Origin of the sequence: uncultured Clostridium sp. (assembly GCF_937920395.1) — a bacterium.
Taxonomy (GTDB): Bacteria; Bacillota; Clostridia; order Clostridiales; family Clostridiaceae; genus Clostridium_AD.
On sequence record NZ_CALEVF010000035.1, the window covers coordinates 46,242 to 68,334 of the forward strand.

Annotated in this window: 19 protein-coding genes and 2 pseudogenes; 18 read left to right on the top strand and 3 right to left on the bottom strand. The window is 30.3% G+C overall.

The genetic code is table 11. The features are described from left to right. Window positions 1-3: 3 nt before the first annotated feature. Window positions 4-1,110 carry a DUF362 domain-containing protein gene (locus Q0649_RS02230; protein ID WP_298836794.1) on the bottom strand — a complete coding sequence of 369 codons (1,107 nt, stop codon included), beginning with the start codon at window positions 1,108-1,110 and terminating at the stop codon, window positions 4-6. 281 nt (window positions 1,111-1,391) lie between these two features. On the opposite strand from Q0649_RS02230, the pseudogene Q0649_RS02235 reads away from it, so the two are divergent. The 10 genes and pseudogenes from Q0649_RS02235 to Q0649_RS02280 form a co-directional block, all read left to right on the top strand. Beyond that, window positions 1,392-1,745 (top strand): annotated as a pseudogene (locus Q0649_RS02235) (phosphatase PAP2 family protein); the annotation flags it as partial. 314 nt (window positions 1,746-2,059) lie between these two features. Continuing rightward, on the top strand, window positions 2,060-2,701 hold the full coding sequence (locus Q0649_RS02240; RefSeq protein WP_298836796.1) for a hypothetical protein: 642 nt from the start codon (window positions 2,060-2,062) through the stop codon (window positions 2,699-2,701). A gap of 138 nt (window positions 2,702-2,839) precedes the next feature. Then, window positions 2,840-4,150, top strand: a pseudogene (locus Q0649_RS02245) (DUF6198 family protein). Between the two features lie 458 nt (window positions 4,151-4,608). Next, window positions 4,609-4,752, top strand: a complete 144-nt coding sequence (locus Q0649_RS02250) for a hypothetical protein (protein WP_298836798.1) — start codon at window positions 4,609-4,611, stop codon at window positions 4,750-4,752. Between the two features lie 167 nt (window positions 4,753-4,919). Continuing rightward, window positions 4,920-5,951, top strand: coding sequence for a LacI family DNA-binding transcriptional regulator (locus Q0649_RS02255; RefSeq protein ID WP_298836800.1), 1,032 nt, complete (start codon window positions 4,920-4,922; stop codon window positions 5,949-5,951). Between the two features lie 158 nt (window positions 5,952-6,109). Beyond that, the gene (locus Q0649_RS02260) at window positions 6,110-7,180 is read left to right on the top strand and encodes a BMP family ABC transporter substrate-binding protein (RefSeq protein WP_298836802.1); all 1,071 of its coding nucleotides are present in this window, start codon (window positions 6,110-6,112) and stop codon (window positions 7,178-7,180) included. Window positions 7,181-7,332: 152 nt separating this feature from the next. Then, window positions 7,333-8,871, top strand: coding sequence for an ABC transporter ATP-binding protein (locus tag Q0649_RS02265; protein WP_298836804.1), 1,539 nt, complete (start codon window positions 7,333-7,335; stop codon window positions 8,869-8,871). Next, a complete protein-coding gene (locus tag Q0649_RS02270; protein WP_298836806.1) occupies window positions 8,861-9,991 on the top strand; it encodes an ABC transporter permease in 1,131 nt (376 codons plus the stop codon). Before Q0649_RS02265 ends, Q0649_RS02270 begins: the two co-directional genes overlap by 11 nt. Continuing rightward, window positions 9,981-10,913, top strand: coding sequence for an ABC transporter permease (locus Q0649_RS02275; RefSeq protein WP_298836808.1), 933 nt, complete (start codon window positions 9,981-9,983; stop codon window positions 10,911-10,913). Before Q0649_RS02270 ends, Q0649_RS02275 begins: the two co-directional genes overlap by 11 nt. A gap of 165 nt (window positions 10,914-11,078) precedes the next feature. Next, on the top strand, window positions 11,079-12,290 hold the full coding sequence (locus Q0649_RS02280; RefSeq protein ID WP_298836810.1) for an MFS transporter: 1,212 nt from the start codon (window positions 11,079-11,081) through the stop codon (window positions 12,288-12,290). A 47-nt stretch (window positions 12,291-12,337) separates the two neighbouring features. Here the strand turns inward: Q0649_RS02280 and Q0649_RS02285 are convergent, their stop codons facing one another. Beyond that, window positions 12,338-13,402 (bottom strand): Gfo/Idh/MocA family oxidoreductase, encoded by a 1,065-nt coding sequence (locus Q0649_RS02285; RefSeq protein WP_298836812.1) that lies wholly within the window; start codon window positions 13,400-13,402, stop codon window positions 12,338-12,340. A gap of 182 nt (window positions 13,403-13,584) precedes the next feature. Here Q0649_RS02285 and Q0649_RS02290 point away from each other — a divergent pair, with 182 nt between their 5' ends. Then, the gene (locus Q0649_RS02290; RefSeq protein ID WP_298836814.1) at window positions 13,585-15,216 is read left to right on the top strand and encodes a bifunctional UDP-sugar hydrolase/5'-nucleotidase; all 1,632 of its coding nucleotides are present in this window, start codon (window positions 13,585-13,587) and stop codon (window positions 15,214-15,216) included. 51 nt (window positions 15,217-15,267) lie between these two features. On the opposite strand, the gene Q0649_RS02295 is transcribed toward Q0649_RS02290, so the two are convergent. Further along, entirely contained in the window at window positions 15,268-16,128 is an 861-nt protein-coding gene (locus tag Q0649_RS02295; RefSeq protein WP_298836816.1) for a YitT family protein, read from the bottom strand. A gap of 229 nt (window positions 16,129-16,357) precedes the next feature. On the opposite strand from Q0649_RS02295, the gene Q0649_RS02300 reads away from it, so the two are divergent. The 7 genes from Q0649_RS02300 to Q0649_RS02330 all read left to right on the top strand — a co-directional run bounded on the left by Q0649_RS02300 (window position 16,358) and on the right by Q0649_RS02330 (window position 22,017). Next, entirely contained in the window at window positions 16,358-17,218 is an 861-nt protein-coding gene (locus Q0649_RS02300) for a hypothetical protein (RefSeq protein ID WP_298836818.1), read from the top strand. 312 nt (window positions 17,219-17,530) lie between these two features. Further along, window positions 17,531-18,046: a hypothetical protein gene (locus tag Q0649_RS02305; protein WP_298836820.1), complete on the top strand. Its 516-nt coding sequence runs from the start codon at window positions 17,531-17,533 to the stop codon at window positions 18,044-18,046. A gap of 257 nt (window positions 18,047-18,303) precedes the next feature. Next, a complete protein-coding gene (locus Q0649_RS02310; protein WP_298836822.1) occupies window positions 18,304-19,545 on the top strand; it encodes a ComEC/Rec2 family competence protein in 1,242 nt (413 codons plus the stop codon). Then, window positions 19,546-19,758, top strand: a complete 213-nt coding sequence (locus Q0649_RS02315) for a DUF3006 domain-containing protein (protein WP_298836824.1) — start codon at window positions 19,546-19,548, stop codon at window positions 19,756-19,758. A gap of 211 nt (window positions 19,759-19,969) precedes the next feature. Next, window positions 19,970-20,980: a phosphodiester glycosidase family protein gene (locus tag Q0649_RS02320; protein WP_298836825.1), complete on the top strand. Its 1,011-nt coding sequence runs from the start codon at window positions 19,970-19,972 to the stop codon at window positions 20,978-20,980. Between the two features lie 45 nt (window positions 20,981-21,025). Beyond that, entirely contained in the window at window positions 21,026-21,178 is a 153-nt protein-coding gene (locus Q0649_RS02325) for a hypothetical protein (RefSeq protein WP_298836826.1), read from the top strand. A gap of 29 nt (window positions 21,179-21,207) precedes the next feature. Then, window positions 21,208-22,017 carry an undecaprenyl-diphosphate phosphatase gene (locus Q0649_RS02330; protein ID WP_298836828.1) on the top strand — a complete coding sequence of 270 codons (810 nt, stop codon included), beginning with the start codon at window positions 21,208-21,210 and terminating at the stop codon, window positions 22,015-22,017. Window positions 22,018-22,093 lie beyond the last annotated feature (76 nt).

A 22,093-nucleotide genomic window follows, 5' to 3' on the forward strand; every position in this document is an offset into this window, starting at 1 on the left:
AATTTAAATTGTAATTAATTCATATTCTTTGTTACCTAGATTTAATTTTACAGCATGGTCGATAGCAACCTTCCAATTAGTTTCAGGGCTGACATCAGTGAAATGGTCATGATTTTTTTCACCATCTTTATCAAGGATACTTCCAGGTATGATAGGTTGACCATTTACCGCATCTGCACAAGCAACATCTAGTGCAACAGGATCAAAAGAAGCAAACATGCCTACATCTGGAACAATTGGTACATCGTTCTCTCCATGACAGTCACAGTAGGGAGATACATCAATAACTAGACTGATATGGAAGTTTGGACGATCGCTTATAACAGCGGATGAATATTCTGCAATTTTTTTATTTAAAATATCATTTGATTCATCTGATGCAGGTAAAACGGCATCCATAGGACAGACACCAATGCATCTACCACAGCCAACACATTTATCGTGATTAATAGTAGCTTTCTTTTGTGTTATTGTAATAGCATTGAGAGCACAGTTCTTAGCACACTGACCACAACCTATACAATCATCATGTGAGATATATGGTTTTCCACTGCTGTGCATTTCCATCTTACCTGCACGGGATCCACAACCCATACCTATATTTTTAAGAGTACCACCAATGCCAGCTGCTTCATGTCCCTTAAAATGAGTTAAGGTAATAAATACATCTGCATCCATTATAGCATGACCAATCTTTGCCTCTTTTACATATTGACCACCTTTAACAGGAACTAAAACTTCGTCGGTACCTTTTAATCCATCGCCAATTATAATATGACAGTCTGTAGAAAATGGAGAAAAACCATTGACATAAGCAGAATCTAGATGGTCTAGAGCGTTCTTTCTACCACCGACATATAAAGTGTTACAATCAGTAAGGAATGGCTTTCCACCTAATTCCTTTACAATATCTACTACTGTTTTAGCATAATTCGGACGTAGATATGCTAGATTGCCAGGTTCTCCAAAATGAATTTTAATAGCCGTGAATTTTTTGTCAAAATTAATTTGACCAATTCCAGCTGCTTTAATTAGGCGTGTCAACTTTTGTTGCAAATTCTCTTTAAGTGTTGTGTGCATATCAGTAAAATATACTTTTGATTTTTCCATGTTTAATAACCTCCAAGGTTTATAAAATTTTATTCTTAAGTAAGAATAGGTTTTGTCTTTTATTCTATGACTAAAAGATATTCTACAAAAAATTAGTTTGAAATTTTAATTAGTATGTATTCACTAGTATAAATACTTATCAACCTCCATTATATATGTTTTCTTAGAAAAAGAAAACACGTACTTTTATGTTAGATACTATATAAAAGGTACGTGGTGATATGGATTATTAAAATTAAAATTAGATGTTGTTATAAATTGTTCATTATTTAGACATGAAATCAGCACATATATTTTAGGTATTATTTATTACTCCATTTTATGTTACCTTTTATTTACAAAACGTTTGGCTCGTTTATGGTCATGCAGACCCACTTTCACGTAACATGTCATATGCTGAGGCAGCAAAAAGTACGTTGAATGGTTTACCATCTATTCATAAGTCAATAGCTTTTGCTATGTTCCTTTTAGTCCTTCGAGAACGTAACACTATATTTAAATGGATTTGGGGATTTTTTTGTTTAAGTGTCATTTATTCAACAATGTATTTAGAAATTCACTGGGTTATAGATGTAATAGCAGGTATGATTTTTGGATTTTTAATTGTTAAGTTGGTAGACTTTGTATTAATTAAAGCAAACAATATATTAGGTCGTAGATTTAATAATATTAAGCATAGTACATATTATGTATAATAATATAATTAAGCAGATTTTAACAAGCTCTGAGAGAAATATTACGGAGTTTGTTATTTTTTTTTGTAAAAAATTGAAGGGTAATGATAATTGTTTGTAGAATTATGGTATAGGGCATTTTAAATTAAATAATATATTATTTCAATTATTGGATACAATTAAAGGTTAAGGGACTACTTAATTAAAGAAAATTTGTGAAATGAAAATTAATACATAGATTTAAATAAATATAAACGGGAGGAGTTGATTAATCAATGCCAGATATTTGGATGTGTATAGGTAATATACGAGGTGCTACAGAAGGAAAGTTGTTTTCAAGTTATGGAGAAGTTTTTACGGTGATTAATAAAACAAGATTAACTAGTATGGATAAAGGGATAAAACTATTTGTAAGTAATGATGAAATAAGCAAATATTTTAAGCATCTAGAGCCTAATTATTCAGTTTATGGGGTTTGGGTAACAAATGGGTATGATAACTTTTTAAGGAAACTATTTAATTTGAGACCTAAAAAAAAATTAAGTTATAGTAGAGTAAATCTAGACGTATTTGACAGGGGAACTCTTCAAAGAATTTACATAGAATTATTATCATATCTTTATAAAGTAAAATCAGATAAACTTCTTATACAATTTTCTACAATAATAAAATATCAATTAGAATCTTTAAAGATGATTTATAAAAACAAAGATTTAGTTAATTTTGATGAAGAGTTTGAGCAAACAAAAATACAGTTTAGAAAAATATATGAATTCTGTAATTCAATAGAACTTAAAACTGATCAAATTGAATTAGAGTATAGAATTAAAGTAATTAAGGACCTAATGGAAAAAAGAAAAGAAATAAATAAGTTAAACATATTAATGTTAGACGAAATTAATAAAATGAAAGATTAAAAAAATGAGAAAAAAAGCATTTGAAGATTTTACAGTTGAGCAGCAGGAAGAAACGTTTCGACTATTAACAAAGATGCTAAATAATTTATCTAATTAGAAAGAAACTAATGAAAAAAAGAAGGAGAGTGAAACTCTAGAATGTCAATTCGTGAGATAGTGAAACGTTATTTATTTTTTATTTTAGGGTTATTTATTATGGCGGTGGGGGTTGTGTTATCCACCAGGTCCAATTTAGGAACATCTCCGATTTCGTGTGTGCCATATGTGTTGAGTTTAGGATTTTCTATGACCATTGGGCAATTTACTTTCTTAATGAACTTATTATTTATTATTTTTCAGATTTTATTATTAAGAAAACAATTTAAGTTTATTCAGCTACTTCAAGTTGTGGTAGCTTTTTTATTTGCCTATTTTACGGATTTTACTATGGGACTGTTATCATGGATAAGTGTGACCAGTTATCCTGCTCAATTAGGAGTATTGGTACTTAGTTGTTTAATTCTTGCTCTTGGAGTTAGTATGGAAGTAACTGCTGAGGTTGTCATGATGGCTGGTGAAGGAGTAGTTAGTGCCATCTCAATAGTTACTAAGAAGGAGTTCGGAAAATTAAAAGTAGTTTTCGATGTTACACTTGTAATTTGTGGCTTACTTTTTTCATTTATTATTTTTCATCGACTAAATGGAATAAGAGAAGGAACAGTCTTAGCTGCTTTATTAGTTGGAACCCTTGTTCGTTTAATTAACAAACGTTTGAGTTTTATGGATGATGTATTTAAAGGTAAATCGGTAACTGTTAATACTAGTCAAGTATTAACAACTATTCAAAACACTAATCGACTAGTAGTAACAATTAGTCGTGAATATGGTAGTGGAGGACGTGATATTGGTAAAAAGATATCAGCAGATTTAGGCATTTCTTTCTACGATATGCAATTATTAAAAACTGCTGCCGAAGAAACCGGACTTTAAGAAAAATTTATTGCAGAAAATGACCAATTTATTCCAAACTTATTACTAAATCAGTTGTTATCCCAAGGATATGCTTTTTCTAAAAAGGAAAAAGATCCTCTAAATGCTATTTATGAATCAGAAAAGAGAGCTATTATGAAGCTTGCCAATACAGAATCTTGCGTAATTATGGAACATTGTTCCGATTCTATTTTAGCAGATTTTAAAGGGAGCTTCCATCTGTTTATTCATGCAGATAAAGCAAGTAGAATGAAGCGCATTCAGTATGAATATGGAGTATCAGAGAAAAATGTCGAAGAAACGCTACATAAAACTGATAGGGCAAGAGAAACCTATTATCAAATCTATGCGGAACGTAAATGGGGACGTATTAAGAACTATGATTTAACAGTTAACAGTGCGGTATTTGGATTAATTGTACTATATATTGTATACTCTTACAAAATATGTTATAATAATATTAATAAATTTAAGGGGTGATTATTATAATTACATTATTTATTTTTGGATTTATCATAATAGTAACAGTTGCCATATTAACGTTTGCAGTTATAAAATCAATAGACAAAGTAAAAATAATAAAACAAACACAACTAATATATGAAAAAAAGCATCTAAAAAATTTAAAAAATCAAGAAGTTTTAGATAATATTAATTGTAAAGTTTAGCAAGAAGTGCTAGAAGAGGTTTTTAATTTTATAAGCGATTGAGGAGAATTTTTAATTTTAATTGACTTATGGATGTTATTTTAGAAAAATACTAACCGGCTTTTTGGGTGGTATTGGAATAAGTATTTTTTAGTGAATATTTATATAAAAAAGATAGATTATAAAATATAATTTATCTTTTTTACTAAATTAGGATTTTATTTTGATGGGCAATATATTAATAAAAATGAGGGAGATAGATTAGTAGTTGGAGATAAAGGCGTTGTAGTGATGCTTTTTACGAAGGATGCTTTTAAAAATTTTACAGGAAATAATATCTCCAATTTATCGAAAGGCACAGAAGTATTGTTTTCCTTTGATGCAGATAGTAAAGATGAAGTAGATGAAATAGCAAAGAAGTATATGACAAATTAAATATTTTTGATTATTAAAAAAACATATGTACATTTACAAAAAATGGTGCTATTATTACATGGTAAAGCGTTTTATCATTGGATATTAGTCATATAAAGAAAATTTATATGGAAGTTTGTTTTAAAAAAAAGTAAACGTTTAACAAAACTATTTAGATTGAGGTTAATATGAATGTGACACTAAAAGATATTGCAGTTAAGACTGGATTTTCAATTACAACAGTATCACTTGTTTTGAATAACAAAAAAACACGGGTTAGTAACCAGACAAAGAAACTTATTAAAAAGGTCGCACAGGAACTTAACTATATTCCTAATCAAACGGCAATTAGTCTTGTTAAAAAAGAGAGTAAAACGCTTGGATTAATAATATCAGATATATCAAATCCGTTTTTCTCAGAGCTCTCAAAAGGTATTAGTGCAAAGGCGGCAGAATACGGATTTGATATCATGCTTTGTGATACAGAAGATAGTTATAAACTCACGATGAGATATCTTAAAATACTTATAAGCAAAAACGTAGATGGTATCATCATGACACTTTCCCAGGACGTTAACGATGAAAATTTATTGTTAATAGAAAAATTCTTGGAAGAACATACGCTTCCAGTTGTTTTAGTTGAAAGATCTGATCATTTAATTATGTCCGACTGTGTTGTAGTAAATCATCAAATGGGAAGTTACCTTGCAACAAAGCATCTTATTGAACTCGGACATCGAAACATTGCATGCATCACAGGACCTTCTCATTTGGAGGCCACAAACGGCAGAATTAAGGGATTCAAGAGGGCATTTGAAGAAAAGGGGCTTGAGCAAAGGAAAGAACTTATAGTTGAAGGAAATTATCATATAGAGTCAGGATATATTGGTGCTCAGAAAATTTTAAATATTGATCCTAGTATAACTGCTATACATGTTTTTAATGATATGATGGCTTATGGAGTATTTGAATGTTTTAAAGATAAAGGTATTAAAATCCCTGAGCAGATATCAGTTGTTGGATTCGATGATATTTTCTTTTCAAAGATGCTTTATGTACCACTGACAACCATTGCGTTACCAATTCATCATATGGGTGGAAAAGCAGTTGAGCTTTTGATCGAAAGAATTTTAAATAAATCACTCTCTTTTCGATGTAATATAGTTGAACCTAAACTTATTATAAGAAAGAGTACATGTGATATTCAAATTCAAAAATAAAAATAGAGTAATTAATTGTACTTTATTTTAAAGTTAACTGTACAAAAAAGCAATAATAGTTATATAATTGTAATGGTAATTGTTAGATGGATTAGAACTGGACAAAATATTAAATTTACCAGTTTAAGTCTATATTATATTAATAAAGGGGGATCATTATGAAATGTAAAAAATTAGTTAGTTTAGTTACATCTATGTCAGTTATTGCAATGGTATTTGCGGGGTGTTCAAGCTCAGGCAAAACAGCTACCAAACCAGATACTACTACAAAAGTAACGTTTAAAGATGGAATGGTTACTGATACTGGAGGTGTCAACGATCAGTCCTTTAACCAAGGATCATGGAAGGGACTTCAGTCATTTGCTAAAAAAAATTCAGGAGTTCAGGTTAAATATTTAGAATCGGTCCAGAGCTCAAATTATCCATCTAATTTAAATCAGTTTGCAAGTAACAAATATAATCTTGTATGGGGAATTGGATATTTAATGGAGGATGCAGTAAAAGCTTCTGCAAAAGCATATCCTAATGTAAAGTTTGCAGTTATTGATGATGCAATGACTCCACATATGAGTAATGTTACTGGTGTTATTTTTAAGGCTCAAGAATCATCTTTTCTTGTTGGTTATATTGCAGCGCTTAAGACAAAGACTAACAAAGTTGGATTTATTGGAGGAATAACAGGAAATGTAATTGATCAATTTGATTATGGTTATAGAGCTGGAGTTGCATATGGCGCAAAAGAGCTTGGAAAAACTATTACAGTTAATGTACAATATGCAAATTCATTTAGTGATTCATCACTTGGAAAGGCAATTTCTCAAAACATGTATGCTAAAGGTGCAGATATTATATTTACCGCTGCGGGTAACGTTGGACAGGGTATGGTTGCTGAGGCAAAAAGTGAAAATAAGCTTTGTATAGGTGTTGATATGGATCAGTCCTATCTTGCACCAAACAATATGCTTACTTCATCACTTAAGAACGTTGGTAACGTGACAGAAGCAGTTTCAAAACAAATTAAAGATGGAGTAAATGTTGGAGGAAAGACACTTAATTATGGTCTTAAAGAGAATGGTGTTGGAGTTCCATACACAGCACAAGCTATAAAAATGTGTGGTCAAGACGTTCTTGATAAAACAAAGAAAGTTTCTGCAGATATTGTAAGTGGTAAGATTGTTCCTCCTTATAACAAAGATACATTTGGTAAATACATTACTTCATTAAAATAATTACTTAATAACAATCTAAAATAATTAAAGCATTTTTATATTATAGATAATATTTTCATACAAAGAATGAATAGATTTAATTAAACACACTAAATTATGAAAACTCATGGTTTAGTGTGTTTAATATAAGATATAAAAAAGGAGAATAAACCATGGAAGGTAAGCTACAATATGCTGTGGAAATGAAGTCTATCTATAAATATTTTGATGATTTTTGTGCGCTTTCCTCAATAGATCTTAAAATTGCTAAAGGAAGTATACATGCACTTCTGGGTGAAAATGGGGCAGGAAAAACAACGCTTATGAATATTCTTTATGGACTGTATACACCTGATAGTGGGCAAATACTTATCAATGGTGAGAATGTAGAAATGAAAAATCCTAATATTGCAATAGAACATAAAATTGGAATGGTTCACCAGCATTTCAAGCTTGTTGGAAAGTTTACAGTAATTGAGAACATTATTCTTGGAAAAGAAGTAGTTAAGGCTGGTTGCATATTAGATATTGCGAAAGCTCGCAGCGAGGTTAAAAAGTTATCTGAAATATATGGTCTTAATGTTGAACCTGATGCGAAGATAGAGGATATATCTGTGGGAATGCAGCAAAGGGTTGAGATTTTGAAGGCTCTATACAGAGGTGTAGAAATTCTTATTCTTGATGAACCTACTGCTGTTTTAACACCTCAGGAAATAGAGGAACTTATAAAAATTATGAACAATCTTACGCAGAATGGTAAAACAATAATTATTATAACTCATAAGCTAAAAGAAATTAAAAAATCATCGCAGTATTGTACAATCATTCGACGTGGAAAATATATAGATACGGTTGATGTAAAAAATACTACTGAGCAGGAGCTCGCTTCCATGATGGTGGGAAGAGAAGTTAATTTAAAAGTCAAAAAAACAAAAGCTAAACCTAATGATGTAGTATTTACAATAGAGAACCTTATCGTTGAAGACAGCAGAAAAATAGAAAGAGTAAAAAATTTCTCTTTGTCTGTTAGAAAAGGGGAAATAGTTGGGATTGCTGGTATTGACGGTAATGGCCAAAAAGAGCTTGTTGAAGCAATAACTTGCCTTAAAAAAGTGAAATCAGGTAAAATCTCTATAAATGGAGTAGAAATCCAAAATACATCGCCACATAATGTTATTGAACATGGAATTTCTACAATACATGAAGATAGGCAAAAGCGGGGGTTAATTCTTGATTTCCCGGTGAAGTATAATTTTATAACTGAAAAATATAATAAACCTAAATTCTCAAATCGTTTTGTTTTAAATAATAAAGCAATAAATAAATTTACAGAGGATTCTATAAAGGAATATGATATTAGACCAGAGGATTGTGCATCGAAACCTGTGAGTGCTTTATCCGGTGGAAATCAACAAAAAGTTGTAATTGCAAGGGAACTTTCTAATGACCCAATACTTCTTGTTGCATTTCAACCAACAAGGGGACTTGATGTAGGGGCTATAGAATTTGTACATAGTACACTTGTGAAACATCGAGACAGTGGCCATTCAATTTTGCTTATTTCCTTTGAACTTGATGAAATTATAAACGTAGCTGATAGAATTTGTGTTTTATATGATGGACAGATAGTAGCTGAGTTTCTACAAGGTGAAGTTGACGAAAAGGTTGTTGGACTTCTAATGGCAGGAGGGGAAAAGAAAAATGAAATATAAAATTGCTCAATTGCTAAATAAGGCAGTAACTAAAATAATACTTGCTATCATACTTGGGTTTATAGTGGGAGCAATTGTACTTGCCTTTGCTGGTTATAATCCATTTGATTGCTATTCTATGATGATTACTAGTATTTTTTCAAATCCCCTCAATATGATTCAGGTTATGATTTTGACAATGCCTAATATTTTAACAGGTCTAAGTGTTGCTTTTGCATTTAAGACCGGACTTTTCAATATTGGTGCTGAAGGTCAATATCTTGTGGGAGCAATGGCAGCTGTTATAATTGGTAGTAAACTAAAATTGCCACCAGGTATAAGTATTATTGTAATAATGCTTGTGGCTATGCTGGCTGCTGGTATGTATGGAGCTTTCGCTGGATATCTTAAGGCGAAGTTTGGTATTCATGAGGTTATAACAACCATTATGCTAAATTGGATAGCTTTATACTTTAATAATTATCTAATATCAGTACCTGGCATTGGTATAAAAAATACACAATATTCTGTTGCTATTAATCATAATGCATGGACCAATATACTTGTTAACTGGAAAGAAACACCACATGGACAGGCTTTTTTAACAAGTCATCAGACATTATCTACTATATTACTTGCGACTGACATAAATTATGGAATTATTATTGCAATAGCTGTTGCCATACTTATATGGTTCATACTGTATAAAACAACATTTGGATACCAGGTTAGAGCTGTAGGACTTAATAAAGATGCAGCTGAATTTGCTGGAATTGGTGTTAAAAAGAATATTATTATGACTATGTTTATTGCTGGTGCGCTTGCAGGCCTTGCTGGTGCTCTTCAAATGGCAGGTTCACTTCCTCATGCGTTAGTAACTCTTGCAACTGCACCAGGATATGGATTTAATGGTATAACAGTTGCACTGATGGCTAATAGTTCACCACTAGGGTGCATATTTACAGCACTTCTTTTATCAGGTCTTCAGTTTGGTGGAAGTACAATACAGATGAACCTTGGTGCACCGTCGGAGGTAGTTAATATAATGATTGGTGTTATTGTATTCTTTGTTGCAGTAGCCTCTATGTTTACTATGATATCTGAAAAGTTGAAGAAGAGGAGGGTGGAAAATGGGCACTAGTATATTACTAGCAATTAGTATTACCCTAATGTATTCTGCACCGTTAATGTTTGCTGGTCTTGGAGGTGTAATATCCGAAAATGCTGGTGTGGTAAATATCGGAATTGAGGGAATGATGACGATTGGAGCTTTTTCAGGAGCCGCAGTGGGTTACTTTACAAGCAATCCGTGGCTTGGATTTTTGGCGGGAGGACTCGCTGGTGGACTGCTTGCTTTAATACATGCGATTGCGTGTATTTCATTTAGAGCAGATCAAACTATATCAGGTGTTGCTATTAACTTTCTTGGACCAGGAATTGCACTATTTCTTGGAAGAAAATTATTTGATGGAAGTACAATGACAAAACCAGTACCAAATCAAATACCAACTTTATTTGGCAGTTATGCTACAAATTCATCTAATTTGTTATTAAAAACATTGAATGTGAGACTTACTATACCAATAGTTTTCATTCTTGTTCTTATTATGTGGTTTGTATTATACAAGACAAGTTTTGGACTACGAATTAGATCAGTGGGTGAAAACCCAGCCGCCGCAGATACACTTGGAATTAATGTAAATAAAGTGAAGTATTTGTCTGTATTTACATCGGGTGTTCTTTCAGGATTTGGAGGAGCTGCAATGACTTTAGCTGTGGTTAACTGTTTTACACAGTCTACTATATCAGGGCAAGGTTTTATAGCTCTTGCAGCAGTTATTTTTGGGAAATGGAAACCACAGGGTACAATGGCTGCGTGTCTTCTCTTTGGATTTGCTCAGGCATTGGTTGTAATTCTTGGTGGAAGTACCTCTGCAATTCATATCCCACCTTCAATATTATCAATGTTACCATATGTTTTGACATTGATTATATTAGTCGCTTTTGTTGGGAATTCCACAGCTCCAAAGGCTGATGGTATACCTTATTATAAAGGTCAATAATCAAAGGATATATTTATACAAGCTAATTAGACCCTCTGGTATATAATTACTGGGGGGATTAATATGTAAAAAATCATTAGAGATATTGTGTGGTAATTAATGAGTAACTAGGTTAGTGATAGTGTGAGCATAAGTAATTCGCATTTTAATTAAAGGGAGATTTTAATGGAAAATAGTAGAAAAAATATCTATATAGTGGATTTTCTAATGTCTTTTATTACAGTATTTGGTGTAGTAATGTTTTTACCTATGTTTCCACATATACAAGCAGTTTTTGGGGTGAGTGTTTCACAAATTTCTTGGATACCAAATGTAGCATTTTTAACAATGATAATATTTGCAATACTCGTGAGTAAAATTATAAATAAATTTGGGATTAAAAATTTGCTCCTAATAAGTTTAATACTATGGATTACAGGTATTATACTTGAAATTGTTGCACTTAGTAGTTTGCATTTTTATGTTTTTGTAATAGGAAGGTTTGTGGAAGGAATTGGAGAAGCGTTTATGTTCCCATTACTTTTGTCAATGAATAAGTTTGAATTAAAAACTTTGGCAAGTGAAAAGATTGGTCTAAGTCTTATTGAGTTTGGTGCTGCTTTGGGTGGCTTAATTTCTGGAATAATATCTGGAAATTTTATTAATAATCCTAGACAATTTCTTACAATTCCAATTTGCTTTGCAATTATAGTAGGAGTTTTTATAATAATGCAATTAAAACCTGTAGTATTGATTTATACAGACACGGAGAGTCAAAATAAAGAATTAAAAGAGAGTAATAAAGCATACGTAAGTTTAGTGCTTATGATTTTTATAATTCAAACAATATTTTCATCAATTCAAGTTTATTTGGCTTATTATATGGATGCTATTTCATCACCTAATTTGACTGGACTTGTGATTTCGATTGAACAGATATTATTAGCAATAGGTACAGTTGCGCCTATAGTTATCCTTAAAAAAATATCTCTAAAAACAACTAGAAATATTATTTTTTCAGTTTTTATTTTTGGGATTATTATATTGAGTTTGCAAATATCTATTTATTTATCCATATTAGGTTTTGGAATAATGGCATTCTCTATAGGGGTAGGGTTTACAATCTCGAATATTTGTGTTACTAAAGTTATTAGTACAAAAGTATCACAAAAACTTTCAGTATATACTGCTATAAGAAATGCTGGAGGATTTGTGCTTTCTTTTATATGGGGTAATATGATAGCTAGCTACCGAGAATCAGGACAAAGTTATGGAGATATTTTTAAACACTTATATACATTTGAAGGGATAATAGTAATAGGTATTTTTATAATAATAATCTTTATGCAAAAGGGAGAAGTAATGTTTAAACCTGAATTTGTGCAAAAGGAATTATAAAAAATACAGCTAGCAGATAATAATTTGCTAGCTCTATTTTTTATTGATTATTCTTTATATTTTACCCATTGTTTTTTTAAGCTACTTTCTTGGGTAAGTTCGATTATCTTAATTGTATCTCTCGCCTGCGCTGCAGTTACTTTTAGTGTATCTTCACCTAAAATAGAGTTATAAACATTAGTGTAAAATGCACCATAATCTCCGACTTCACTTTCGATATTGCCAGTAATATGTAATCCGTCGATAATTGTGTTTATTTTACCATTCATGCTTTCAGGTTCTTTCCCCCAATTATCCAAATCCTTTGGGGATAATCCCTTCTTTAAACTTTCTTCTTGTACATCCATTCCATATTTAACAAAGGAACCTTTAGTCCCAAGGAGAGTAAAGTGAGCACTAATTTCTTTAACAAGTGTTCCAGCTTTTAATGTAACCTTTAAGTTTTGGTAGTTTAGTATAATTTCGAAGTTATCAATAATTATTCCATTATGTCTTTGAATTCTTAAATCACCAAACACTTCAGTGGGTAGTCCAAATAAAAATAGTGCTTGATCTATTATATGAGAACCTAAATTATATAAAATACCTGTGCCAGGTAATTTTTCCTCTTTCCAAGTATTTTTTTCAAAGTAGTCCCTAAATCTGTCATAATGTGCTTCATATTCAACTACATCTCCAAGTAGTTTGCTTTTTACAACTTTTTCTACAGTTTTAAAATCGCTGTCCCATCTTCTATTTTGATGAACAGTTAATATTTTGCCTTTTTGTTTTGCAAGGGCTATCAGCTTATCAGCTTCAGCGGTTGTAACAGTAAAGGGTTTTTCAACTACTACATGTTTATTGTTTTCTAAAGCTATTTTTGTTAATTCATAATGAAGAGAATTTGGTGCTGCAATGACTACAAGTTCAATATTTGAATCATTAAGCAATTCATTAATATTTGATGAGACTAAAACGTTTGGATATCTTTCTTTTAAGGATTTTATAGCGACTTCATTTGTCGTATAAACCTTATATAGATTTAGTCCAACTGTATCATTAATAATAGGTGCATGAAACACTTTACCTGCCATACCATAACCAATTATTCCAACATTAATTATCTTATTCATAATATTCATCCTTTCTTAACTTTTAATATATCTCTAATTACGAGTTTATATTGTCTTATATTATAATAAGTATAATTATACAGTTTTCATAAAAGATAGTAAACGATTGTATTTTTTAAAAGTGAAATTTCTTCTATATGTTGGCGAAATAGTGAGTATTTATTACTATATAGAGTTATTTTATGATAAAATTAGATATTAGAATTATTTATCTTTTGATTGGAGAGTTTAATATGTGTGTTAACGAAAGTTTTAGACTAACAATTTTAGAAACAAGTGATATTCATGGAACAGTACTACCAATAAATTATTCGGATAATTCCTATGCAAATTGCGGACTTGCAGCTTTATCAACTATAATTGCAAGGGAAAGAGAAATAAATCAGGATACTTTACTTATAGATAATGGGGATATGATTCAGGGCACAGCGCTTACATATTTTCATGCTAAAATAAATAATAATAGGCCGAACCCAATGATTGAGGTTATGAACCTTATGGGGTATGATGCTGCAGTAATTGGCAATCACGAATTTAATTATGGAAGGCCTTATTTGGATAATGCTATGAAAAATTCAAAATTTCCATGGCTATGTGCTAATATTACAAAAAAAATTACAGGTGAAAGTTTTATTAATAAACCGTACATTGTTAAGACCTTTGACAATGGTTTAAAAGTAGGAATTTTAGGGCTAACGACTAAGTATATTCCTAACTGGGAAAGTGAAAATACAATTAATGACTTAGATTTTAAAGATGTAGTGGAGAGTGCAAGTAAGTGGCTTGCGATAATGAAAGATAAAGAAGCTACAGATGTAAATATAGTATCATATCATGGTGGGTTTGAAAGAGATTTAAAAACGTCTCAGCCGTCTGAAAAACTCACAGGAGAAAATCAAGGTTATGAGTTATGCAGTAAAGTGAGTAATATGGATGTGCTTCTAACGGGACATCAACATAGAGTTATAGAAAATTTATTGGTGAATGGTGTCTTAGTTGTACAACCAGGTTACAACGGAAAGTGCATTGGTAAAGTAACTATGGATTTAGTAAAAATATCTGGCAAATGGTCGGTGCAAAGCAAAGTGTCTACAGTTATAGAAGCGAATGCGTTAGATGTTGATAGAAGAATTTTGGATGTTACATGTCCTATAGAAACAGAAACGCAAGCTTGGCTTGATATTCCGATTGGACATATACAAGGGGACATGCTTATAAAAGATCCATTAAAGGCAAGGCTTAAAGATAATGCATTTGTTGAATTTATAAATAAGGTTCAGATGGATGCAGCAAAGGTTGATATATCCAACACAGCTATTTTTGACAATAAATGCAAGGGATTCGATTATAAGGTTACTATGAGAGACATAATCTCAAACTACAAATATCCGAATACACTTAAGGTAATTAGAATAAAAGGCTCTGATATAAAGGTAGCATTAGAAAAAACTTCAGAATATTTTAGTATAGTTGATGGTAAAATTGTGGTAGGAAGGAATGGCAATTATCTTAAACTTCAAGATTATAATTATGATATGTGGGAAGGCATAGATTATGTTATAGATATTACAAAACCAATAAACTTTAGAATTACAAAAATTAATTATAAGAACTCTCCTCTTAACATGGAGGGGGAGTATGATGTGGTAATGAATAATTATAGAGCAGGTGGCGGTGGTAATTACTTAATGTTTAGGGGTAAACAGGTAATTAAAGATATCCCAATAGATATGGCTGAACTAATTGCAAATTACATACTTGAGAGAAAAACAATTAAAGCAACTGTGGATGATAATTGGAAAGTCATATATTAGATAATATTAAAGTGAAGGCAACAAAAACTGTTTTAGTTTTTGTTGCCTTTTTTATATTAAATCATTCTTAAATCCCTTTCCTCTTACTTCAGAAGCATCCACTATTATCATAAAAGCATTAGTGTCTATTTCTTTAATAATTAACTTTAGTTCAGGAATCTGGTGTAGTGATACGGTGCAAAATAATATTTTCTGATGTTTGCCAGTATATGCACCTTCTCCATATAAAAAAGTAACTCCCCTATGCATTTTATACAAAATACCATCACAAATTTCTTTTTCATTTCTAGTAATAATAAGAATTAATTTTTGCTTGTTTATTCCATGTATTACTCTATCAGTAACTTCAGCCGTTATAAACATTGCAACTATAGTGTACATTGCGCTGGTTATTCCAAAAAACAAAGTAGCAATAAAAACTATTGCCATATTAATACAAAACGATATTTGTCCTATATTAAAATTATCATATTTTACTTTTATTAAAGCAGAAATAATATTGAGTCCTCCTGCAGAACCGTGATTACTGAAAATTATTCCAATACCAATTCCATTTAATACTCCACCAAATAAACATAATAGCAGTGTATCATTTGTGTTAATTACACCTTTTAGAGGAGCCGTGAAAATTAAGAACAATGAGAATGAAATTGTACCTATAAATGTAAGAAAAGTAAATCTTTTATTAAGGCATATATAGCTTAATATTAACAACGGAATGTTCATTATTAAAACACTATAGCCAGCAGGAAATTTAAATAGATACTGGATAATTAAGGCTATACCAGAGGCGCCCCCACTTAAAAGTTTTGCTTTGGATATAAACATATTAATTCCAAATGATGATATTAAACTCCCAAGTAGTATAAAAAAGATATTCTTAATGATGCCTTTGTTTACATGATTATGCATATTGTTTATTCCTTTCGAATAAAGTCTGATTTTCAGACTTTTATAGTAAAACAATTGTACCACATCTTTATTAAATATAAATTAGTTTAAATGAAGAAATAAACGAATAGTATAGAATATTAAACATATTATTAATAGATTGCATACATATTAGTAATCGCCTATGTAATATATCTCATATTTATATGGATTTGAATATATCACGGAAACGAAAAGGAGAAGTACAACAATGCGTGAGATTGATTGTAAGAAGGTTGTTTCTAAAGATTGTGAAACATTATTAGGTTATAAGCATTTATTAAATATAAACGACAAATTTTTATTAGCAAACGGTGGAATTTTAATAGATAATGAAGGGGATTTAATTTGGACTAGGTCGTGGGAACATTATTTTTCAAGAGCTATGTATATAGAAGAAAAACAAATGATACTTACAAATAGAACTCTTGATTTCGGTATGTATGGTGAATATAACTGTGGGTTAGCCTGCATTGATATGAAAACAGGAAATTATATATGGAAACATTTTTATAATAAATGTGAATCTAAGCTTAATTTAAGAAAAAAAGAACCGGACATTAATATGATCAGAAGTATAAAAGAGATAGATCTTGATGAAAATTGTGTTTATGCTGATGACTTTAAAGTTAATTTAGATGATGGATTTTATTTATATATAGGAGAAAGAAGAATAAGAAGAAATAAAATATCAAATGCGATCTATCCTAAATTTGTAAAATCTTTTAAAGAAAAGATCCATAATAATGCTGAATACAAATTAAAGCTTAATATGGGAGAAAATATTATTAAAATAAATAAACAGAAATTATTTAAAGAAGGATACTTTTTTAATAAATGTGATTTCCTTATGGAGACAGATCAAAATATATATTTTTTTGGAACACCATCAAAGAAAAATCATCAAAATTCAATATTATTTAAATATTCAAAAAAACTAAGAAAAATGGTTGAAGAAATTGGACTACCATTTAGAAATGCGCCTTTTGAAGCATATAATTTTTTTGAAAAGGGTATGCTCATTTTTGTAAGAAATGATATATATTTATTAAAAAACTTTTTTTTAGACTAGAGTAATGCTTCTTATATGTTGATAGATATATAGAAGAAAATTTAAAAGTAAAATACTGCATTTGGGGGGAACCCAATGCAGTATTTTTATACATATAATAATAAGGTGGTATACTTTAATTATTGACTATTGTACAAATTTTATTCATTTTATTTGATTGATTTTTATAAGTTTAGCCTAAAAATATGTTATAATTACAATATATACATATAAGCGGAATTTTATAGCTTGTATTGTTAATTTAATCATAATCTTAGATAAAACATTGTCATAAGTGTAAACAGTAAAATTAGTCACTAGGGGGAATAATTGATGGGAGAAATGAATAAAACTGAACTTAAAAAATTTGAAGATAATGTATCGGAATTTAAAAACAAATTAGAAAGGTTTCATTTAGATATAAATTCTGAAAATCCAATGCAAATTATATTAAAGGGAAACCTTTATATAGAATACGCATTAAGAGAAAGACTAAAAGAACATATTGAAAATCTGGAAATTTTAGAATGTGATAAATTTACATTTGATCAGCTAGCAAGATTAGTATTTTCATTAGGATTACTTCCAGTTGACATATTTAAAACAGTTATGAAAGTGAATGATATAAGAAATTTATATTCTCATGATCTTACGTATAATTTTAATGAAGAAGAGTACAGAAAACTTGAAATTACATTTTCAACTGATTTCAAAAAGGTATATTTATTATTTTTAAGTACAAATAAATATCCGGTAAGTACATTAGTAAAATTACAGACGGCTATATTTACAATATGGCAATTAATTACTACTAGATATAATATGTTAGAAAATTCAAGGAATGTATAAAAAGTATAATTAAACTATATATAGAAGAAAAATTATGTCACAGTCAAAACTGACATAACTTTTCTTTTTTTTGTCCTTTTTTATAGTTTATCCATAAATTAAAGGAGATTTGCAGATATTTGTTGAATAATGACAGTGGAATCTTTTAATTGCAAGGTAACAATGTATTAGCAGTTATGTAAATGCTTGAATATAAATATATGTATGATGATATTATTTTAGAACAAAAGTAAAAATTATATTACAAGGGGATTAAAATGAAAAACGTAAAAAGGTGTCTAACTTCTCTACTGGGATTAATGCTTATTTTCAGTTTGACTGGTTGCTCAAGTGTATCTGAAAGTACTACAAAAACAATTTTATCAAGCAAAGCTTCGTCAAAGCAGAATATAACTAAGAAACAACTTCAACCTATTAAAAATATAAGTTTGGTTAATAATAGCAAGGTGACTTCCTATAAAAAGGCTGTTAATGGTAATTTAATCGTGTCTTATATAGATGTAGGACAAGCTGATAGTATTTTAATACAGCAAGGAACAAGTTCAATGTTAATAGATGCAGGAAATAATGAAGACTCAAATACTGTTAAAAATTATATATCAAAGCAAGGTATTACGAAACTCAATTATATTGTAGGTACTCATCCTCACGAGGATCATATTGGTGGACTAGATTCTGTAATAGACAGTTTTCAAATAGGTAAAATTTATATGCCAAAGATAACATCGAATACTAAGACTTTTTTAGATGTAGTAAGCGCGATTAAAGCCAAGGGAATGAAAGTAAATGCACCCATAGTTGGGGAGAGTTTTAAAGTTGGGGATGCTACAGCCACAATTTTAGCACCTAATAGTACTGGCTATGAAGATTTAAATAATTTTTCAATTGTAATCAGGTTAACATTTGGAAATAGTAGTTTTTTGTTCGATGGAGATGCGGAGAATATATCTGAGAATGAAATCTTATCTAAGGGTTTTAATATAAGTGCAGATGTGCTTAAGGTAGGACATCATGGTTCGAGTTCATCGACTACGCTTGCTTTTTTAGATAAAGTAAATCCTAAATATGCTGTTATTTCAGTTGGTAAAGATAATAGTTATGGTCATCCTCACAAGTCAACAATGGATAAATTGAAAGCAAAAGGAATTAAAATTTACAGGACTGATGAAAGTGGAACAATAGTTGCAACTTCTGATGGTAAAAACATAACATTTAATACTAAACCTGATAGTTATGCTTTTCTAGGAGTAGGCTCAAGTTCTTCTATCAAAGGAGTTTCAAGTATTGAAAATTCTACAGTTAAAACAGCTATTCCAAAATTGACCAAATCATTAAACAACAGTAAAATTGTATATTATACTCCATCTGGGAAATCATATCACTATGATAAGAATTGTATGTCGCTTTCAAAAAGTAAGACAATATTAAGTGGAACATTAGGTGAGGCATTAAGTTCTTCACATAACGATCCTTGTAATATTTGTGCAGGAGGCAAATAAGTGAATGTAATAATTGATAGATTTGAAGGAAATTATGCTGTGTGTGAAAAAGAAGATAGGAATATGATTGATATTAAAAAATCTGAAATTCCTAGGGTAGCTAAAGAAGGGGATGTACTAAGTATTAATAATGATGTGATTATTATTGATATAGAGAAAACAGAGGAAAGAAAGAGGGAAATTGAAAGATTAACAAAAGGGTTATGGGAATAGTTAATCTTTATTTAGATAACAAAAGCTGATGAATTAATTCATCAGCTTTTGTTATCTAAGGGTAAATTGTCCTTTTATTTTTAAGCTTAAGTTAATGATTTTTTAATCTGTTTTTAATCTTACAGATATAATATATAAGATATGGAAAGGGGATAGATATTTTAATAACAGCAGAAATGCCATATTAGGATAGTACACAATAAGAAAAAGGATGGGAAGCATGAGTAAAAAAAACAAAAAAAATACAAGCATTCATATTTTAATATTTTTAGTTTTCGAAATAGTATTCACAGGTATTACAGGGCCATTTATGGTTTATTATGGCCCGTTTAAAAATGTAAAAAGTACAGTGGTAGGGGCTGCGATGACTACGTTTACGTTACAATATCTAGTAACATCGTTTTTATCCGATGATAAAATAAATCAAATCATGAGTGATCAGAAAATAGATGTTATAGCTCAAAATAATGTAAATAATGTGGCAACGGGCGTGGTTGTAAAAAATAAAAATGATAATGGTATTGAAAGATACGATGTAAAAGGTAAAAAATTTAAAGGATATTTACTCGTAATTAATGACCCAACTAGGTTAAAAGTAGGGTATAGTAGTAAGCTTGGCTCCCAGGGGCAATTAACAAGTGATATTGCAAAATATAATAATGCAATAGCTGCAATTAATGGTGGTGCTTTTACCGATAAAGCTTCTGGAGAACTTCAAGTAGGAGTTGGAGCAAATCCAGCTGGAATCATAATGACTAGAGGGAAAGTTATTTATGATGGCATGAAGGATGAGAATCAAAAAAGAGGAGCTGTAGCGTTTACTAAATCAGGTAAACTTTTAGTTGGATCTTATTCTTTGAAAGAAATGAAAAATTTCGAAGTAACTGATGCAGTATCATTTGGACCAGCAATGATAGTTAATGGTCAGAAAGCTATAACTAAAGGTGATGGAGGTTGGGGTATTGCACCTAGAACCAGTATTGCACAAAAGAAAGATGGGACAATATTATTATTCGTCATTGACGGTAGGGAAATTTCTAGTATAGGAGCTACTTTAAGAGATGTGCAAGATGTATTGTACAAAGCTGGAGCTTATAATGCTAATAATTTAGATGGTGGTTCTTCTTCTACAATGTTTTATAATAATGAAGTTATAAACAAACCTTGTGGTAGTGAAGGGGAGCGAACTGTACCTTCAATAATATATGTAGAGAAAAGGTAAGGAAAAAAAATTATCACGAATTATCTTAAATAAAGGAGAAAACATATGAAATGGAAGAAAAAAGTAAGTATATGGATAGTTGTATCTTTATCTTTGCAATTTTTAGGTCTCTTTTATATAGATCATTATTTTTTAGCTACGGATTCAACAGTGGTTATAAAAAAGGTTGCATACGATATGAGCATAAAAGACAATTAAAAATATTTACACGAGGGTGAGTGAAACATATGATATTAATAATACAATCAATAATAATGGGTATAGTAGAAGGAATAACGGAGTTTCTTCCAATTTCGTCTACAGGACATATGATCATAGTTGGTCATTTTATAAATTTTACAGGTGACTTTGCTACTTTATTTGAAATTGTTATTCAGCTTGGAGCAATTCTTGCAATTATAGTGCTTTATCGGGCTAAGTTATGGGATTGTATTAAAAACCTAAAACCAGGTAAATCAGGTTTTAAGCTTTTGATTAATGTTTTAGTGGCATTCCTGCCATCAGCAGTATTAGGATTTATATTACATAAGAAAATAGAGGCAGTTTTGTTTGGACCAGTGCCTGTACTAGCAGCATTAATAGTTGGTGGTATATTAATGATTTTGGTTGAAAATAAATTTAGAAGCAAGGATGTAATTGGTGATGTTGATAATATTATTCTACCTCAAGCACTTTTGATAGGATGTTTTCAATGTCTTGCTCTATGGCCAGGGATGTCAAGATCTGCATCAACAATAATGGGAGCATGGATAGTTGGAATAAACAGTGTTGCAGCAGCGGAATTTTCATTTTTTCTTGCAATACCTACAATGATTGGTGCAACAGCTTTAACATTATTTAAAGCTAGAATGGCACTTACAGGTATTGAAATAATTTCGTTAATAACTGGGTTTGTTGTATCATTTATAGTAGCTATTGTAGTAGTAAAGAAATTTATAGCTTTCTTACAGAATAAGCGTATGAGGGTATTTGCTGTGTATAGAATATGTGTTGGTGTGTTTTTATTTGCACTTGTATTTATGAACGTTTTAAAATAGGTGATTTGCAGAGAATCTCCTCACTTTTGTGGGGAGATTTTTTACTAATATAAATATAAGATTAATATTGTAATTT

Coding starts and splice junctions, on each gene's coding strand:
- Q0649_RS02230 (WP_298836794.1), bottom strand. CDS start 1,110: ATGGAAAAATCAAAAGTATATTTTACTGATATGCACACAACACTTAAA.
- Q0649_RS02240 (WP_298836796.1), top strand. CDS start 2,060: ATGCCAGATATTTGGATGTGTATAGGTAATATACGAGGTGCTACAGAA.
- Q0649_RS02250 (WP_298836798.1), top strand. CDS start 4,609: ATGCTTTTTACGAAGGATGCTTTTAAAAATTTTACAGGAAATAATATC.
- Q0649_RS02255 (WP_298836800.1), top strand. CDS start 4,920: ATGAATGTGACACTAAAAGATATTGCAGTTAAGACTGGATTTTCAATT.
- Q0649_RS02260 (WP_298836802.1), top strand. CDS start 6,110: ATGAAATGTAAAAAATTAGTTAGTTTAGTTACATCTATGTCAGTTATT.
- Q0649_RS02265 (WP_298836804.1), top strand. CDS start 7,333: ATGGAAGGTAAGCTACAATATGCTGTGGAAATGAAGTCTATCTATAAA.
- Q0649_RS02270 (WP_298836806.1), top strand. CDS start 8,861: ATGAAATATAAAATTGCTCAATTGCTAAATAAGGCAGTAACTAAAATA.
- Q0649_RS02275 (WP_298836808.1), top strand. CDS start 9,981: ATGGGCACTAGTATATTACTAGCAATTAGTATTACCCTAATGTATTCT.
- Q0649_RS02280 (WP_298836810.1), top strand. CDS start 11,079: ATGGAAAATAGTAGAAAAAATATCTATATAGTGGATTTTCTAATGTCT.
- Q0649_RS02285 (WP_298836812.1), bottom strand. CDS start 13,402: ATGAATAAGATAATTAATGTTGGAATAATTGGTTATGGTATGGCAGGT.
- Q0649_RS02290 (WP_298836814.1), top strand. CDS start 13,585: ATGATAAAATTAGATATTAGAATTATTTATCTTTTGATTGGAGAGTTT.
- Q0649_RS02295 (WP_298836816.1), bottom strand. CDS start 16,128: ATGCATAATCATGTAAACAAAGGCATCATTAAGAATATCTTTTTTATA.
- Q0649_RS02300 (WP_298836818.1), top strand. CDS start 16,358: ATGCGTGAGATTGATTGTAAGAAGGTTGTTTCTAAAGATTGTGAAACA.
- Q0649_RS02305 (WP_298836820.1), top strand. CDS start 17,531: ATGGGAGAAATGAATAAAACTGAACTTAAAAAATTTGAAGATAATGTA.
- Q0649_RS02310 (WP_298836822.1), top strand. CDS start 18,304: ATGAAAAACGTAAAAAGGTGTCTAACTTCTCTACTGGGATTAATGCTT.
- Q0649_RS02320 (WP_298836825.1), top strand. CDS start 19,970: ATGGGAAGCATGAGTAAAAAAAACAAAAAAAATACAAGCATTCATATT.
- Q0649_RS02325 (WP_298836826.1), top strand. CDS start 21,026: ATGAAATGGAAGAAAAAAGTAAGTATATGGATAGTTGTATCTTTATCT.
- Q0649_RS02330 (WP_298836828.1), top strand. CDS start 21,208: ATGATATTAATAATACAATCAATAATAATGGGTATAGTAGAAGGAATA.